The 16,900-nt window shown below is 60.8% G+C and carries 19 protein-coding genes; 5 read left to right on the plus strand and 14 right to left on the minus strand.

The features are described from left to right. Positions 1 to 21 precede the first annotated feature (21 nt). The 8 genes from HUK73_RS20805 to HUK73_RS20835 form a co-directional block, all read right to left on the minus strand. The gene (locus HUK73_RS20805; RefSeq protein WP_255326462.1) at positions 22 to 744 is read right to left on the minus strand and encodes an SDR family NAD(P)-dependent oxidoreductase; all 723 of its coding nucleotides are present in this window, start codon (positions 742 to 744) and stop codon (positions 22 to 24) included. Next, a complete protein-coding gene (locus HUK73_RS20810; RefSeq protein WP_176593751.1) occupies positions 741 to 2,885 on the minus strand; it encodes an FAD-dependent oxidoreductase in 2,145 nt (714 codons plus the stop codon). Before HUK73_RS20810 ends, HUK73_RS20805 begins: the two co-directional genes overlap by 4 nt. 72 nt (positions 2,886 to 2,957) lie before the next feature. Continuing rightward, positions 2,958 to 3,731: an SDR family NAD(P)-dependent oxidoreductase gene (locus tag HUK73_RS20815; protein ID WP_176593752.1), complete on the minus strand. Its 774-nt coding sequence runs from the start codon at positions 3,729 to 3,731 to the stop codon at positions 2,958 to 2,960. Beyond that, entirely contained in the window at positions 3,728 to 4,183 is a 456-nt protein-coding gene (locus HUK73_RS20820) for a nuclear transport factor 2 family protein (RefSeq protein ID WP_176593753.1), read from the minus strand. The genes HUK73_RS20815 and HUK73_RS20820 overlap by 4 nt, the downstream gene beginning before the upstream one ends. 18 nt (positions 4,184 to 4,201) lie before the next feature. After that, the gene (locus HUK73_RS20825) at positions 4,202 to 4,972 is read right to left on the minus strand and encodes an SDR family oxidoreductase (protein WP_176593754.1); all 771 of its coding nucleotides are present in this window, start codon (positions 4,970 to 4,972) and stop codon (positions 4,202 to 4,204) included. Between the two features lie 18 nt (positions 4,973 to 4,990). Then, complete coding sequence (locus tag HUK73_RS26930; protein ID WP_255326463.1) at positions 4,991 to 5,413, minus strand: hypothetical protein; 423 nt, start codon at positions 5,411 to 5,413, stop codon at positions 4,991 to 4,993. Beyond that, positions 5,410 to 5,682: a DUF4011 domain-containing protein gene (locus HUK73_RS26935; RefSeq protein WP_255326465.1), complete on the minus strand. Its 273-nt coding sequence runs from the start codon at positions 5,680 to 5,682 to the stop codon at positions 5,410 to 5,412. Before HUK73_RS26935 ends, HUK73_RS26930 begins: the two co-directional genes overlap by 4 nt. Positions 5,683 to 5,813: 131 nt before the next feature. Continuing rightward, positions 5,814 to 6,638 (minus strand): IS5 family transposase, encoded by an 825-nt coding sequence (locus HUK73_RS20835; protein WP_176593755.1) that lies wholly within the window; start codon positions 6,636 to 6,638, stop codon positions 5,814 to 5,816. A gap of 441 nt (positions 6,639 to 7,079) precedes the next feature. On the opposite strand from HUK73_RS20835, the gene HUK73_RS20840 reads away from it, so the two are divergent. After that, the gene (locus HUK73_RS20840; protein ID WP_255326466.1) at positions 7,080 to 7,544 is read left to right on the plus strand and encodes a hypothetical protein; all 465 of its coding nucleotides are present in this window, start codon (positions 7,080 to 7,082) and stop codon (positions 7,542 to 7,544) included. A gap of 141 nt (positions 7,545 to 7,685) precedes the next feature. Here HUK73_RS20840 and HUK73_RS20845 read toward each other — a convergent pair whose 3' ends face one another. Continuing rightward, positions 7,686 to 8,078 carry a transposase gene (locus HUK73_RS20845; protein WP_176593756.1) on the minus strand — a complete coding sequence of 131 codons (393 nt, stop codon included), beginning with the start codon at positions 8,076 to 8,078 and terminating at the stop codon, positions 7,686 to 7,688. A gap of 162 nt (positions 8,079 to 8,240) precedes the next feature. On the opposite strand from HUK73_RS20845, the gene HUK73_RS20850 reads away from it, so the two are divergent. The 4 genes from HUK73_RS20850 (at position 8,241) to HUK73_RS20865 (ending at position 11,344) form a co-directional block, all read left to right on the plus strand. Further along, positions 8,241 to 9,449: a helix-turn-helix transcriptional regulator gene (locus HUK73_RS20850; protein ID WP_369805624.1), complete on the plus strand. Its 1,209-nt coding sequence runs from the start codon at positions 8,241 to 8,243 to the stop codon at positions 9,447 to 9,449. A gap of 54 nt (positions 9,450 to 9,503) precedes the next feature. Continuing rightward, entirely contained in the window at positions 9,504 to 9,941 is a 438-nt protein-coding gene (locus HUK73_RS20855) for a nuclear transport factor 2 family protein (protein WP_255326467.1), read from the plus strand. Positions 9,942 to 9,950: 9 nt separating this feature from the next. Continuing rightward, positions 9,951 to 10,697 carry an SDR family NAD(P)-dependent oxidoreductase gene (locus HUK73_RS20860; protein WP_176593758.1) on the plus strand — a complete coding sequence of 249 codons (747 nt, stop codon included), beginning with the start codon at positions 9,951 to 9,953 and terminating at the stop codon, positions 10,695 to 10,697. A 281-nt stretch (positions 10,698 to 10,978) separates the two neighbouring features. Further along, entirely contained in the window at positions 10,979 to 11,344 is a 366-nt protein-coding gene (locus HUK73_RS20865; protein WP_176593759.1) for a nuclear transport factor 2 family protein, read from the plus strand. Between the two features lie 298 nt (positions 11,345 to 11,642). Here the strand turns inward: HUK73_RS20865 and HUK73_RS20870 are convergent, their stop codons facing one another. The 5 genes from HUK73_RS20870 to HUK73_RS20890 form a co-directional block, all read right to left on the minus strand. Beyond that, complete coding sequence (locus tag HUK73_RS20870) at positions 11,643 to 12,128, minus strand: nuclear transport factor 2 family protein (protein ID WP_176593760.1); 486 nt, start codon at positions 12,126 to 12,128, stop codon at positions 11,643 to 11,645. Between the two features lie 38 nt (positions 12,129 to 12,166). Continuing rightward, complete coding sequence (locus HUK73_RS20875; RefSeq protein ID WP_255326468.1) at positions 12,167 to 14,065, minus strand: pyrroloquinoline quinone-dependent dehydrogenase; 1,899 nt, start codon at positions 14,063 to 14,065, stop codon at positions 12,167 to 12,169. Between the two features lie 488 nt (positions 14,066 to 14,553). Beyond that, positions 14,554 to 15,330: an alpha/beta fold hydrolase gene (locus HUK73_RS20880; protein WP_176593762.1), complete on the minus strand. Its 777-nt coding sequence runs from the start codon at positions 15,328 to 15,330 to the stop codon at positions 14,554 to 14,556. Then, positions 15,327 to 16,322: a fumarylacetoacetate hydrolase family protein gene (locus tag HUK73_RS20885; RefSeq protein ID WP_176593763.1), complete on the minus strand. Its 996-nt coding sequence runs from the start codon at positions 16,320 to 16,322 to the stop codon at positions 15,327 to 15,329. Before HUK73_RS20885 ends, HUK73_RS20880 begins: the two co-directional genes overlap by 4 nt. Then, a complete protein-coding gene (locus tag HUK73_RS20890) occupies positions 16,319 to 16,873 on the minus strand; it encodes a VOC family protein (protein WP_176593764.1) in 555 nt (184 codons plus the stop codon). Before HUK73_RS20890 ends, HUK73_RS20885 begins: the two co-directional genes overlap by 4 nt. Positions 16,874 to 16,900: the final 27 nt, after the last annotated feature.

The following is a 16,900-nucleotide window of genomic DNA, read 5'->3' on the forward strand; positions in this document are numbered from 1 at the left end:
CCAGTCCGTTTTGCACCTCTGTCAGGAGTCCGCGATCATATAGCCGCCACTGGCCGACAGACATTCCCCTGTCACATAGCGCGCCGCACCGCTGCACAGGAACAGGGCAGGACCGACCATGTCCTCCGCCTCACCCCAGCGGCCAAGCGCAATGCGCGACGCGGTGCCCGGCCCATAAACCGGGTCGTCCGCAAACGCAGCGGTCATCGGCGTGCGGATGGCACCGGGCGCCAGAGCATTGACGCGCACCCCTCGTGCGCCCCAGGCCTGCGCCAACGATCGCGTCAATATGAGCAGACCCGCTTTCGCCGCGCCATAACCGGGCAGGACAGTGCTGCCCCAAAATGCCGTCATGGAGGCCATGGAAAGCACCGCGCCGCCACCATCGTGCCGGCTTTCCGCCAGTTTCGGCAACAACGCCGTGGTAAGGGCATGAGTGCCCTTCAGACCGGCATCAATCGCGGCGTCAAAATCCTCCGGTATCGCGGTGCGCCCGGCATTGTTGATCAGGATATCGAGCTTCGGGCAGGCATCGGCCACCGCCTCCACGCTGGCGCGGTCGAGCAGGTTCATCGGCAGATAACGGGCGTGGGACGGCAAAGCGTCATATGCCCCGCCATCCGGCGCCGTGCCGGTGATCGTGACATGGGCGCCCGCGTCAGAAACCGCCTGCGCCAGCGCGGCGCCGATACCGCTGCTCCCTCCCGTGACGAGGACCAATCGGTCGGAAAAACCGAACGTCATACGATCTCTTCTCCCCATTTCCGCGCCAGTTCAGCGGCGTCCTGCATCGCGCCTTCGATATAGCCGACGCCCTTGGCATCCCCGATGACATCAACCGAAAAGCCTGCAACCGCGAGCGTCTCCGCCAGCGATGTGTCCCCGGTCGCTCCCTGTGCGACGATGACATGATCTGCGGCGAGCGTGCGTAGCTGCCCGGCGGGATTGGCGTAGCGCACAAGGTGATCGCCGATCTCGACATCCCGGACATCAGCCAGCATCGTGACGCCCAGATGATGCAGTTCGTCGAGGACACGCCAACGCCGCACGACCTGTAGTCCAGCGCCCAGGCGATCGGCCTGGTCGATGATCGTCACCTGTCGCCCGCGCTGCGCCAGAAATTCGGCCAGTTCCATGCCAACCAGTTCGCCGCCGATGATGACGATCCGTTTGCCGAACGGCATCCAGCGCCGGCTCGCCGCCCTCACGAACTCCGGTCGATTGGTCAGGCCCGTCAACCGCCCCAGCCGAACCGCGAGCCGCGTGGTGGCGTTCACCTTGCCGTCAAGCGATTCCAAATTCTGCGCCAGCATCAAGCTGCGCATTTCATCACCGTTGAAGACAAAATCGCGATCGGCACCCGGAATGGGGGGCATGGCCCTGCGCGCGCCCGTTGCCACGACGACATGATCGGGCGCCAGCCTCTGCATCAGTTCGACGGTCGCTTCCGTGCCAAGACGAAGAGTGATGTTGGATGTGCCCGAAACTTCGCGCCGCAACCAGTTCACGATACCGGCATTGGGCGCATAGGCGATCGATGCGAAACGCGCGGTCCCGCCCAGCGTACCGCTCGCTTCCACCAGCGTCACCCGATGGCCCTGCGCCGCCAGCCGTCGCGACGCTTCCATACCGGCGGGTCCGCCACCAATGACGGCAATTTTCCGCTGTTTCACCGCCACCCTCAAGGCCCGCTCGCGCTCGAACCCGGTTTCCGGGTTGACCGCGCATTTGACCGGGCGGGAGAAGAAGATCTGACTGATGCAGGTGTAGCAATAGATGCAGGGTCGGATGCCCGCACTGTCACCGCTGGCCAGCTTGTTCGGCAGATCGGGATCGGCAAGCAGCTTGCGCCCCATGGTGATGTAGTCGAGCCTGCCTTCGCCAATGAAACGGTCGCCATCGGCCGGTTCGATCCGGCCGGGACAGATGACGGGTATGCCGACCGCAGCCTTGATCCGGGCGGCCGCCTCGACAAAACCGTTGCGCATATCGGTGGCATGCCCCGTGGAGTAGGTAAGGCCCCTGCCCGGATGGCCATCGGCCGAGACATGGATCGCATCGGCTCCCGCTTCCTGCGCCAGTCGAGCGGTCGTAGCGGCATCCTCGACCGTGATACCGCCGTCGATCAGGAAATGCTGGCTGTCGATCCTGGGCCAGATGGGAGTATCGGCCCCCACAGCCGCACGTATGCCCCGAATGATGTCGCATAGCAGACGCGTCCGGTTCTCGATCGTCCCGCCATATTCGTCGGTGCGCTGATTGATCAGCGGGTTGAGAAAGGCCGAAATCAGATAGCCATGGCCGGCATGAATCTCGATCGCATCGACACCCGCCTGCTTTGCCCGGACGGCGGCGCGCGCGAACAGGTCGACGATATAGGCGATGTCATCCCGATCCATCACGCGATAGCGAGGTTCCCCCATGCTGGCGAAAGGCGCCGTGAAGATCGCCAACTCGTCGGCAAGGAAACCCTCCATCATATCGCCGTCGCTCTTGCCGACGGCGGGAACGGACGGCGTCCAGATGGGACGACCGGCAAGCATGTCGTTCATTGCGACAAGACCGGCATGATGAAGCTGAACTGCAAGCTTCGCACCATGTGCATGGACGGCGTCGGCGATCGCCCGAATGCCCGGCACATGCCGTTCGTCCGACACGGCTTCCTGCCGCCAGTTGCTCGATCCCTCGGGGAAACCGATCGAGACCGAGCCCATGGTGATCAACGCAGCGCCACCCTTGGCCCTGGCCGTATAATAGGCTCGCAACCTTTCACCCGAAATACCGTCTTCATCGGCGAGGTTCGAGCCCATCGGCGTCATGAAAATGCGGTTTCGCAATTCCATGGAACCGATCCGCCCCGGCTGGAGCAGATGCGCGAATGCCATAGGTCACTCTCCTGAAATCAGCCGCGATCAGACTGCGGGATCAATTTGAATATCGACTGGTTGGAACGAGGGTCAGATGCCGAACCCACCAGACACGCTGATCGTCTGCCCGGTGACATAGGCGGCCTCACGGGAAGCCAGGAAAACCGCCGCATGGCCGATTTCCTCCGGGCACCCCCAGCGCTTCAGCGCCAGCTGTTTCTGCACCTCGTCCACCCATTCCTGCGAGAAAACCCCCTGCCGGGTCAGTTCGAGGAACATGCCTGCCTCTATGACGCCGACAAGGACGCTGTTCGCCCGGATATTATGCCGGCCTTCCTCACGGGCTATGCCGCGCACCAGCGACTCATTGGCGGCCTTGGGCGCAACCGAGAGGCCATCCTTATCCGGCCAACGGTCATGCCCCGCCGACCCAAGCGTGACGAACGATCCGCCCCCGCTCGTGCGAAAATGTGGAAGCGCGGCCTTTACGACGTTGAAGAAACCATGCACCTCGACATCGATCGCCCGCCTCCACTGCTCATGCGTCGTATCGGCCAGAATCTGCTGATCAACCAATGGGCCGGCCCCCCAAATGACGGTGTGTATCCGGCCATGCTCGGCGATGGCCTGATCGATGACCACTTCGACTTCGCCGGGATCGCGGACATCGACACGGTGCGAAGTCGCCTTCCGCCCCAAGGCGCCGATCTCGTCCCGCACCCGGCCGGCCACAGCTGGCTTGCTGTAATAGGTGATGGCGACATCGGTTCCGGCGTCGGCGAAGCATTTCGCCACGGCGGCCCCAATCCCGCCGCTGCCACCGACCACCAGGACGCAGCCCTCGGGAAATCGCCCTTCCCTCATATTTTCTCTCCCGAAACCGGGCCGGGTTCCCCATTCCATTGCGCGCCTGTGCCGAGCACCTGAGCGATCACCTGCGGGTTCAGATATTCCCGCCAACGGCTGATAAGGCCGCCGGAAAATTCGACGATCGACACATAGCGATTCGAATAAGGTGCGCCCGTGGGCAGGTAGCGGCTGCGTGAACTATATTCGGCAATCAGCATATCGCCGGCCGCCATGTCGTGAATGGCCTCTATCCGATAGGCATAGGGATCAAAGTCGCGCCAGCTGATTTCAAGCATCTCGCGAAACCAGCGCGCACCTCGCCGTTCGAGTGGAAAGCTCTCCATCACCGGAAAGGGCCATTCCAGCAGGATGTCTTCTGCAAGACACGCCTCGAACGTCTCGAAATCCTTGGCGCCCAGCGCTGTCAGCATCCTGATGAACAGGTCGCGATTGGCGATGCTCGTCATGGCCGATCTCCTCTTCGATCAGGGCGAAACCCAATCGCCGCCATTGACATCAAGCGCGACGCCGCTGACTTCGCTGGCATAGTCCGACAGCAGGAAATAGACCGCCTTGGCGCAATCCCTGTCCGGCGGAATATGGCCGACCGGAATACGCGCCGCCGTTTCCGCGCGCAGCGCCTCGCCACCGTCGGGCAAGCTGGCGAAGAAATTGTCGAGCGGCGCACCGTCCATCCAGCCCATCAGCGCGGTGTTGACACGAATGCCCGTGCCGCCCAGCTCGACGGCAAGTTGGCGCGAAAGCTGGGCCAGCGCCGATTTCCCCATGGCATAGCCACCTTCACCCGGATTGGGCTTGCGGGTCGCCAGCGTCGAAATATTGACGATCGATCCGGATTTCTGATTGCGCATCGTCGGGATCACCGCTTGCGCCATACGCAGGCCGCCCACGGCGATCACGTCGAGCGCGCGGCTGATCTGATCTATGTCCGCACTTTCCAGCGGGGTCCAGTCCGGATGATAATAGGCTGAATGGACCAAGCCATCGACACGTCCGAATGCCTTCAGCGTCTCATCGACCAGACGCTGGCATTGAGACACGTCGCTGACGTCGGTCGGTACGGCGATCGCCTTGCCCCCGGCTGCAACAATGTCATCGCGAATCGCAGCGATTGCATCGGCCGAGCGGGCCGAAATCGCGACCTTCGCGCCCTCTGCCGCAGCGCCACGGCAAAGGGCTTGCCCCATGCCCGGACCAGCACCCGTGATGATCACCACCTTGTCCTTCAGGATCATTCTTCTCTCCTTCATGCGTTACCGCGAGTGACCGCGTGTCGGATCATGGGCTAACGAAGATGGGCTGGCGCCACTTCCCCCAATTTGACTAGCCGGACTGTTCACGCCGGGAAGCAGGAAATTATGCCCATTGGCTGAGGCCACGACGGCAGCCAATTGCGAACTGTCCGCAGGTAGGGGCGTAAACAGATCGACGGGATTGATCCTGCCGTCCAGAACTTTCGGTTTGGGAAAGGCGTCACCAGTTCGCGTCGCACCGCCGTCCCGGTCGATGAGGTGGCGAACCACGGGGCTTTGTTTCAGCAGATTAGCCCGGTCGACCAGATCCTTCCACATCAGATATTTGGCGAAAGAAAATGTGCCCAGCACCTCGTCGGGCACGACTTCGATACCGGGTATGTCGCGCACCGCCCTGCGCACGACATTCCCGACCACCGTCACGTCGATGCCGCTCTCGTCAGTCGGGAGCGGCCCTTCCTGGACCGGATGCTGCGTTCAAAATCCTGACGCAACAGTTCGATCAGCGTCAGGTTGAAGCGCGGATCATCTTCATGATGCGTCATCACGACGCCGGACAGCGCGCTTTTCCGCTCCAGCTTGACGGGAAGCAGGATCAGCGGCGCCCGATAACTTTCCTCATCTTCCGGTTTCTTCTTCCATTTGAGGGATCCGAGGGAGAGGAACAGCGTGCTGGCCCCACCTTCGGCCATGTCACTGCGCGCCTTGCGGTAAAGGTCGATAGGGGCGTAGGATTGCTAGGAGCGTTGCGAGAGCATGGTCGGACGTCAACCATCTTGATCCATTGGCCATTGGGTCTATGTAAGAGTCCGTTTGAGAATGGTCATGGATGGACGATTCTGCGAAGCATAAGGCTTCCGAGGGCGACGTGGATCATCGCCTCGGAGACGTCGAGGCGTCGTTCGTAATCCCGGACGAGGCGCTTCCATCTGGTCATCCAGCCGAAGGTTCGCTCGACGACCCATCGTCGGGGCAACACCTTGAAGCCCGGCTCCTTATCGGTGCGCCGCACGATTTCGAGGACGAAGTCGCGATAGACGGCAGCGTCCATGAGGCGGGTACGGTCATAGGCGCCATCGGCGAACAGGTGCTTGAGCCAGGGCCAGCGTTTGCGGATGGCTGCGACAATGGCCTGGGCACCGGCGCTGTCGGAGATGTCGGCGGTGGTGAGGTTGACCATCAGCAGCCTGCCATCGGTGTCGACTGCGATATGGCGTTTGCGGCCGACGATCTTCTTGCCGGCATCAAAGCCGCGCTTTTCTGCTGCTGGCGCCTTGATCGACTGGCTATCGACAACCGCTGCGGTCGGACTTTGCTCCCGGTTCTCGCGCTCGCGGTCAAGCATCAGGGCAACGTCGTGGATCGTACGGAACAGCAGGCGGCGGACGAACCGCCTGAACCACCAATAGACCGTTTGCCAAGGCGGAAAGTCGTTCGGCAGCATCCGCCAGCCGCCGCCTGTCCGGGCAAGGTAGCGCAGGGCATCGAGAACATCGCGCAGATCGGTCGTCGGCTTGCGCCCCCGCTTCGGCACCGGCGGCAGGAACGGCTGGATGAACCGCCATTCCTCGTCGGTCAGATCGGTCGGGTAACGCTTCGATCGTTTCTCAAATCCTGCCATTCGGCTACGGCTCGCTCGGGTCCACATCCCGAGCTTGAATCACACACACGCCAAGCGTTCAATACATTCTCAAACGGTCTCTAAGCTGTTGTCGTACCGAAATGGCGGATTTCCGTCGCATGAGCAGACCCAAAAATAAAAAGGCCCGCCTCACGGCGAGCCTTAATATCCTTAGACGATGAGGGGGGGGCATAAGCCCGCGTTCTCAAAGCCGATGCATCTTTATATAGATCTGTTGACGATCTCGTCAATAGGTTGCCAACAGGAAACCGATCTTGCCTTTCACTCAGGACGAGCTTCACGAGCTGCCTAATGTCATTTCGGGGCCCCGCTTTGCCACCTATCTCCAGGCGATGAATAAAGGCCCTCGAACTTTACGAGTGGAATCTCGCCCTCTCATCGGCTCTTATCGTGCCCTTGCAAGTATGCGAAGTTGCGATCCGGAATGGCATAGCGGAGGGGATCGAGATGGTCCATGGCGCGACATGGCCTTGGAGCAACGGTTTTATCCGCAGCCTTCCTCGACCGAAGAAGAATTTCCATTACACTCCTGCCAATGATCTTCAGGCCTGCGCGGCACGGCTCCCGACGACGGGCAAGATCATAGCCGAACTCAAATTCGCATTCTGGGAAAACATTTTCACCGTTGGGCAGGAAACACGTATCTGGAACAAGTACTTTCGCACATGCTTTCCTGGTGCTCCCACACAACAGACGATTAGCCAATGCCGTCTCGTTGCGTATAGCGACCTTCGTGCAATCCGACACTTACGGAACCGTATTGCCCACCATGAGCCGGTTTTTACACGCAACATCGCCGACGATTATCAACGCATCCATGACATGATTGCATGGCGTAGCCCGGTCGCGGCCGCCTGGATGGATGGCAAGCAGACTGTACTGGGCCTATTAGGAGCAAGGCCGCAGCCCTGACATACTTCCCTAAATGATCATATGTGGACGGCCTCCCTCTTACAGGACATTTAGACAGATATCGGCTGATCGGTTGCCTTCATATGTCCGGCCTTTGAGGTGCGATCTCGATTAATCGCTGGCCAGGATGGCTTCCGCTGTTCAAGTTCCTAACAAGTTTGCGGCACTTGATTGCCATTGCATCGTAAGGAATGCCGTGAGCTCGGATCGATCAAATCCATCTATCTGTTGTCTTGCAAGTTCAGATCCAGCCCAGCAGCGTGTAATCCCGGGTCGGACCAATTCATACACCCTTGCGAGTAATTCTGTATCGGACCACGGCGCCTGACCAACAAAGTGGAGCAGGGACTGATGCTTCGCCGATACCCGCGATGGCGCCGTCACCGCCGCCAATGGTTCGACATTTTTGCGCTCCACCGGCATTATCAGGCCAAGACAATAATCTCGCAGCGGATCAGCGCGATCCGCGTGGCCCACCACGTCCACCAGCTTCTGGACATAGGCAAAAAATGCTGCTTCGCTCACGCCATTCATCTCAGCTGCTCCCCGCTGACCATGAAGCGCTGCGGCTAGCACGATTTCGAAACTAGCGAATCCTCCAATTTTCTGACTCAGTAGTCCAAATGGAGGTGTCGGGCCTTTCCCAGCGATGATAATATGGAGAAAACATGTTTGGAGAGGCCTGCCTTGGACAGCGTGAACGAGGTCGACGGGATTTCGGTCCCATTGCTCAAACTCTATTCCAGTCTCGCAGGCCCTGACCCCTGGACCCAATTCCTCGCTGCCATTCGCCTTCATTTCGATGCGGCGTTCGCCACGATCATCCTGACGCCGCCGACTGCGCAACGACCCGGCATGATCGTGACCCCCAACGTGGAACCGGCTGCGATCGATACTGCGACCGAATTCTTCGCCTGCGATCCTTTTGTCGGCCTGCCCGAAGGTGAGGTCGTTTCCTCGACCAACTTTGTCGGGAAGGCGGCCTATCGCGCCAGCCGCTTCTATCGCGACTATGTCGCCCATTACGGGATCGGCGACATATTGGGCCTGGACCTTATGGCCCAGAGCGGGTTCCAGATGCGCCTGCGGGTCTGCCGTTCGGACGCAGAAGCTGATTTTGACGGAGCCGAGCATGGCAGGCTGGCCCGCTTCGTGCCCCATCTGCGCGCCGCGCTCGACCTTTATGAGCGCTTCCAGTCTCATAATGGTGAGGATGATATCTATGACAATGCCATCGAGCAGCTTTCGATAGGCACGATCCTGCTCGACCGGGCTGGCGAGGTCGTCCGTTGCAACGGCATCGCGCAAAGGGTGCTGGACGAAAGGGACACGATCCGGCTGGTCGGCAAGCGCCTTGCCTTTTCCAGCCCAAATGCTGACCGCAGATTTCGCAAGAATATTGCCGCGCAGCATGAGCTGAACAGTTCGACACTCGAATTCATGCGCGTCGAGCAGCAGTCGGACCGGCGCGACATCGGCATTGCGATCCGGCCCCTCGATCCGGCCCGATCCACAATCCTGGGCACTGCTCCTGCCACAGCGATATTCCTGACCGACCCCCAACGGCAGGCCAATCTGACCGGCAAAGCCGTTGCCGGAATATTCGGCCTGACCCCGATGGAGGGAGAGATTGCGGCCAGCCTGTCGAACGGCCTGTGCCTGGCCCAAACCGCAGAAATTCTTGGCATCGCGCAAAATACCGTGCGTGCGCATCTTCGATCGATTTTCGACAAGTTGCGGGTGACCCGCCAATCGCAGCTGGTGCACCGCATCCGGGTGGGCATGAGCGGCCTCCTCGCCTGGGCCGCACTCCCGCCGCCATCGTCGGCGGGGAGCGCTGCTCCCTTTTCGGCGGGGGCAAGAGATAGCGCGACCAATAGGTCGAAGTTACTCCAAACAGGGTAAGCGACGGTCCAGAGATCCTGCTTTGCTTCTGCCCGAACGACAATGGAGCAGTTGATGGCAGAGCTTCCCAAGATGGCGCACGACATGGCCCCCGAGGCCCCCGAAGGTCCGCCCGCCGCGCATATCCGTCATGTCTTCGTGACATATGGCGCGTTGCAAGGCATGGGTGATGTCGATGGCATCCTTGCCCTGTTTGCCGATGACGCGGTCGTGCGCGATCCCGCCAATGCGCCAGCCAATCACGGCAAGGCAGAATTGCGGGCCTTTTTCGAGGCCGGCTTTGCCGCTTCAGGCGGAGCCAATGAAATGACGCTTGAAGGCGCGGTCCGGATCGCGGGCAATCAGGCGGCGGCCGCTTTCATCGTCCGCACCGTGCGCAGCCAGCCTGTCTATCGGGTCGAAACGCTCGATGTGATGACCTTCAACGACGCCGGACTGATCACGGAGATGGTCGCCTATTGGGGCCCGGAAAACTTCAGGCAGGAAGGTTGAGGCGAAGCCATGCGCTATAAGGACAAGGATGTGATCGTCACCGGCGCGGCGTCGGGGATCGGTAAAGCGACAGCGATACGGCTCGCCGTGGAAGGTGCACGCATCATCTGCGCGGATATTGACGAGCAAGGCGCAGTGGCAACGGCAGAAAACCTCTCCGGGACCGGGCATTATGGTCTGGGCTTCGATGGAGCCGACGCGGCATCGTGCCGCGAGATGATTGCGGCTGCCGTTGCCCGCAGCGGCAAGCTCGACATGTTATGCAACATTGCAGGCGTCATGGACTGGGGTCCGCTACACCGCTTCAGTGAGGAACAGTTCGACCGTGTGGTGCGGATCAACCTCAACAGTCTTTATTATCTGGCCAAGGCCGCAATGCCGCATCTCCTCGCCACCAGAGGCAATATCGTCAACATGAGCTCGGCAGCGGGATTGGTAGGCATTGCCTATAACAGCGCCTATTGCGCCAGCAAGGCCGGGGTACTCGCCATGACCAAGTCACTGGCGATCGAATTCGCCAGCCAGGGGGTCCGCGTCAACGCGATCTGCCCGACCGGGGTCAAGACGCCCATGACCGGAACGCTGGATTGGCCGGACGACATGGACCCGGCCCTGCTGATGCGCAACGCCTCCAAGATGGGCGACATGATCGACCCTGAGGACGTTGCCGCAGCGGTGGCCTTTCTCGGCTCGACGGATGCCCGCACTATCAGCGGCATATCCTTTCCCGTCGATGGTGCGCAGACAGCCGGCTGACGAAGCCCGGGCCACATCGTGAAAGCCACATTTCCGTCACCTTCTTCATGCGGCCCAGGACGGATCGACATTCAGGAGATGGCCTGCCGAAAATGGTGGTTTTCTGCGACCCGGAGCGCAGCGTACTAAAAGTACGTGAGCACCGGAAGCGCAGGAAAGCGCCATTTGCAGGCCGCCAGAACTGAATGTCGATCCGTCCTAGTCGATTTGGGGGTGTTCGACAGGCCAGACCTCACGGCACTCTCCTCTCGAGAGTTGCCAACGCAAAAAGGAGAAACAGGATGAATACCGAAGATATGCCATTGGCGTCATTGAACGCGGTGAAGGCACAGGATCGCACAGGCTGGCTCGCCCTGTTCGAAGACGATGCGGTGGTCCAGGACCCCGTGGGGCCATGCGAATGGGATCCGTCTGGTGAAGGGCAAAACGGCAAAGAAGCAATCGGCCGTTTCTATGATATGTTCATGAGTTTCCAGCAGTCCTTCAATTATGAGATCCACCATCAGGTAGTCCGTGGGAACGAAGCTGCGGTTTCAGTGACACTGCATGTCACCATGAAGGATGGCACCACGCAATCGTCCCGCGCGATCAATATCTATAAGGCGTCAAAAAACGGAAAGATTGCTTCACTCCGTTCCTTCTGGTGATGATAGCGCCCTTTGAGGATTCCAGTCATTTCACACGAGGGGCGCGTCAATAAAGAAATTTGGTTCAAATATTTGAACGCAATATCATCCGACATTACAGCCGTGCAAGAATGGGATGCACGGCTGTAGGAAAAATAAGGAGGGCCGGCCCCGTCCCAGAATTGACCGGCATGGCAATTGCATCGCCGAAAATGCCTGTTTCATCGCTCTCTAAGCTTTTGTTGTCGCATCGTTTTAAGCGCAAAACCCGAGCTCGGAGTCACGTGCCTCCGGCTCGCCCACTTTTGCGCACGATGCTCTAACGGGCCAGTGGTCGCGCGCCATTCGCCCGCGTCGGCCGGATCGTTCCAAGATCACGCCCGTGACGGGAGAGATCGCCCACAAGGTCATTCCCCATCGTCCTTTCGACGATCCGCCAGTTCCCGTCCCTTTTCTCCAGCCGGTCGAGATAATCGCCCCCGATGACAGGCTGCAGCGGCCCATCCTCAGCCTGCTGAAACACCATGACATAGGAACTGACGCGAACCCTGCCTTCCCCTTCGGGGACGATCATCACATTGGCCAGCATATGCCGCGTGCGTGGAGTGCCGTCCGCATAGGTCAGCACCCAATCGCGGAATGACCTGGCCACGGCAGCCGGATTGCGATCGGCAATGATCGCGCCGCCACTTCGCACCAGGGCATCGCCCAGCAATTCGCCCACCGCATCGAAGTCACCAGCGTCCAGTGCGAACGGATAGCTGAACAATATATTCTGAATGGCAAAATAATCGTCCGCCGTCATCCTGATCCTCCCATAACAACTTCAGCCAATCACCCCATTCAGGACCCATCTGGCAACGCATAGGCGATCAGGGAATCGCCAAGGCCTGTCCCCATGAATTTGTGCCCTCCTGCGGCGATGACGACATATTGGCGGCCATTTTTCGTCAGACGATAGGTCATTGGCGTGGCCTGCCCCCCTGCGGGCAAGCGCGCGCGCCACACGACCTTTCCGGTCCTGACATCATATGCGCGAAAATATTGGTCCGTAGTCGCCCCGATGAAGATCAGCCCCGATGCGGTCAGCATCGTGCCGCCCATATTGGGGACGCCGATCTTGAACCACAACGGAAACGGCGCCTGATCGCGGGTGGTGCCGAGCGGCACGTTCCACAAGACCTTGCCGGCCTTCAGGTCGATCGCCGTCAGGCGCCCCCATGGGGGGCGATTGCATGGTGCGCCAAAGGGTGAAAGAAACGGCTTCATCGACAGGCCGTATGCAGCGCCCTTCGTGGGGATGATCTTTTCACCAGCGGCCGTGCGTCTTGCGATGTCCGCCTGCGGGATCAATTGCATGATCGCCGGGACCTGATTGGTGTTGGCGATCAGGATACCGCGCTTACGGTCGATCGAAACGCTGCCCCAGTTCGAAGCGCCCATGAAGCTGGGGAACTGAACCCATCCTCTGGTTGAGGGTGGGGTGAACGGACCCGCATAATCATGGGAACGGAAAGCCTGTTTGCACCTATATTTGTCATAGGGTGTAAAGCCCCACATATCGCTGTCGGACAAGTCAGGATCGCGCAGGATAAAGGCAGGATTGGCCGGAAACGGCTGTGTCGGTGAAAGTTTTTCACCCGGCAGCCTGCTTGCCGGCACGCGGCGCTCCTCCACCGGCGACAAGGGACGGCCCGTCCGTCGATCAAGAATGAAGATATGCCCGATCTTGGTCGCCTGGGCCAGAGCGGGCACGGTGCCATTTGCAGTGGGCAGATCGAACAATACCGGCTGTGACGGAACGTCGTAATCCCAGACATCCTTGCGCACGGTATTGAAGTGCCAGCGTACCTTACCCGTTGTAGCATCCAGCGCGACGACCGCACTGGAATAATAATCCAGCCCCTTGCGGTGCGCGGCAATGTGATCCGGCGGGGCGTTGCCCATGGGAACATAGACCAGATTAAGCGCCGGATCGACTGACATCGGCGCCCAGCTATTGGGCGTCGAACGCACGAATGCCTCACCTTTGGGCGCATCGCCTTTATCGGACATGCCCGGAGGCAGGGCGTTCCAGGACCATGTCGGTCGGCCCGTGTGAATGTCGAAAGCACGGATTACGCCAGCGGGCATATCGGTGCGAATATTATCGGCAATGCGATTATTGGTGACGATATTGGTCCCAATCACCACCGGCGGCGATGAAATCGATATGTCGCCGCGCTCATATTTGCCAAGGTCGCGCTTCAGATCGACAACGCCGTTCGCGCCGAAGGCCGGGCATGACCTGCCCGTGACGGAATCGAAGGCCAGCATGCGGCCATCCAGCGTGCCCGCAACTATCTTGCCCGCACACAGCCTGCCTTTCTCCACCTCCACGTCGCGCGCATAGGTGACCCCGCGGCAATTGATCAGATAGGTACTGAAATTGTCCGACCTGGGCTGGACGGCCCAGATTTCCTTGCCGGTTTCAGGATTGATGGAAGCAATGCGGCCGTTGCCGGAGCATATATACAGGCGATTTTCAGCGACGATCGGCGTCGCTTCCAACGTCGGGGACGAGAATTGCGGGGTGCCTTCGACCATCCCGACATGGTAGGTCCAGACAGGTTTGAGCGCCCAGACATTTGCAGGGGTGATCTGTGTCAGCGGCGAATAGCGCGACCCGCCGGCATCATTGCCCCAATAATCCCAACTCGCAACCGGCCCGGAAAAGTCGATCGTGGGGTTCGTCCGAAACATGTTGGCCTGCCAAGCCCAGCCGAACCCGGCGGCTACTGCCATTACCGCACCGGCAATTATTAGCTTTCTATGCCGCAACACCTTCCCCCAAATACATGGTCTGGGCGATACGACGATCTCTTTGCAGATCTCATTGATCGCATCGGCCAAACGAACCTTTCACGCCTCCACCGCAGCAACGGATTCGTCCATGCCAAGACCAGCACCCGCAATGAAGCGGGATGCAGCCTTGGCAGATGGAGCGCCAGGAATGTTTACCCAAGGCGACGTGGCCCCACTTCCCTCAATTTGACTAGGCCGCCGCCTTTTGGCGAAAACAAATTCGAGTTCATCCGCGATGCACTCAGGGGTCTCGACGAGGTCCAGCCGCTTTTGGAGATAGCCCGCCCAGCGCCGAATGACAAAGTGTCGAACAACGAGAAAGCGAACGTCATGAACCTCATCCGATTCCAGAGGGACGTGTCGACATATCTTCCTCCGATCAGCTCCTATCTGGATGTTCCCGCACTCAGGAAGCCGATCATCGCCGCCGCCAGTGCCGACGGATCTTCCTGCATCGGATAATGCCCGGCATTTTCGAGGACCAGCAGGTCGCAGGAGGGCAGATGCCTACGCCAGGTGGCGTCGACCAGTTCCGCCGTGATCGCCTGATCGAAACGCCCGACAATGACTTGCGCCGGCACCGGCAGACCGTCCGCCAGCGCGGTGAAATCGTCGAGCGCCCAGGATTCGAAATAGGCGGCAAAGGCCTCGATGCTGGCGGTTCGTTCCGAATCCCGCACAAGATCGGCATAAAGCGCATCGGACAGCCTGTCCGACGTCGAATGCCGGATGATCATCTCGCGCGCGCCATTGTCCCTCGCCGCCGATCGGAACAAGGCCAGCGCGTCGGCATCAAAGGGCGCCGCGCCCGCCCAGACGGGCGCGATCCCGACCAGCGCTTCGACCCGGCCGGGGGCTTCGGCCGCGACGCGCAGGGCCGCCTTTCCTCCCATGGAATGACCGGCGACGGCAAAGCTGTCCCAGCCCAGATGGTCCGCCAGCGCCAGCGCGTCCGCGGCGATGGTCGCGACATCATAGGGACCGGCGCGGTCGCCGGAAAGGCCGTAGCCCCGCTGGTCCATCAACGCGAGCGACCAGTCATCCTCGCTGAAATGCGGTAGCAGGGGATCGAAGCTGCGATGATCCCCGAACCAGCCGTGCAGCGCCAGCAGATGGCGCGGTCCACGTCCCCGCAGGGCGTGCCCGATGACCGGCGCGCTCATGCCGCGACATACCGTTCGACGCGCTGATCGATCGCGCCGAAGAGGGAGACGTCCCGCGCATCGAACATCTCCAGCCGGACATGGTCGCCAAAACGCAGATAGGGCGTGGTGGGCGCCCCGTTGCGAAGCTGCTCATGCGCCCTCTCCTCGGCGATGCAGCCGCTGCCGTGCCGGGCATGATCGGCATTGGCGAGTGCGCCCGCGCCGATCACCGTGCCCGCGCGCAACTCCCGCGTCCGCGCCGCATGGGCGATCAGCTGGGCGTAATCGAAACTGGCGTCGATGCCCGGCTGAAGCTCCCCCAATCGCCTGCCGTTGATGTGGATGCGATAGATGCCCGACAGCAGCCGCCCGTTCCACGCGTCGCCCAGCTCGTCGGGGGTCACCGCCACCGGCCCCATGCTGTTGACGCACTTGCCCTGGAGGAAACCGAAACCGCGGCCGATTTCGGGCGGAATCACGCCACGCAGCGAATAATCGTTCAGCAGCACGATCAGCCGCACATGGCCCGGCGCGTCCTCGACTGTCACACCCATCGGCACGTCGCCGGTGATGACCGCGATCTCCGCCTCTATGTCGATGCCCAGCGCCTCGTCCTCGGTCAGCCGCAGGGGCTGTCCGGGGCCGAGAATGGGGTCCGAAAGGCCCTGATACATCAGCGGAACCTCGAAGAAATCCTCCGGCGGCCTGGCGCCACGCGCGGCGCGGACCACCGACATGTGATGATAATAGGCGCTGCCGTCGAGGAACTGATAGGCGCGCGGCAACGGCGCCAGCGCGGCGGCGGGATCGAAATCGAACGCGCCCTCCGCCCTGCCCTCGGCCAGCGCCCGCTCCAGTGCATGCAGCGCCGGTTCGGCATCCGCCCAGTCATCGAGCGCGGCCTGCAGGGTCGGTGCGATACCCGTCGCCCGCACCGCCTTGCGCATGTCGGCCGAAACGACCAGAAGCCGGCCATCGCGGCCGCCCTCGTTCAGACTTGCCAGCTTCATTGCAGCACCTCCCGCCGATAGCCGCTGGCGCTGCCGAAGACGCGCTCCCGGTTCGACCAGTCATGGGTTTCGTTCCAGCAGTCGAGCACCGCCACGGCTTCCTGCTCGAATCGCGCATGCTGTTCCGGCGTCCCGGTACGGGCCGTCAGTTCCAGCCGGTGCCCGGAGGGGTCGAAGAAATAGATGGAGAGGATGAAATCGTCATGGTCGGTGGGACCGAGCACGTCGATGCCCTTCGCCTCCAGTTCGGCCTTGGCCTTGTTGAGCGCGTCGACGCTTTCAACCTCGAAGGCGAAATGCTGCACCCAGTCGGGGGTGTTGCGGTCCTTGATGCCGGGCGGCGCCTTGGGCACTTCGAAAAAGGCGATGTTGGACCCGTCCTCCATCTCGAAGAAGATGTGGATGTGCGGACTATATTCGCCGGTGGAGGGCACATGATCCTCCCCCATGGCGTGGGTGAATGTAAGGCCAAGGACGGTGGTGTAGAACTCCACCGTCTCCGCCGCATCCACACACCGGAATGCGGCATGATGCAGCTTCTTGCACAGCATCGGTTTTTCTCCTGTCAAAATCCCTGT

The sequence above is a fragment of the Sphingobium sp. EM0848 genome, assembly GCF_013375555.1.
Taxonomy (GTDB): Bacteria; Pseudomonadota; Alphaproteobacteria; order Sphingomonadales; family Sphingomonadaceae; genus Sphingobium.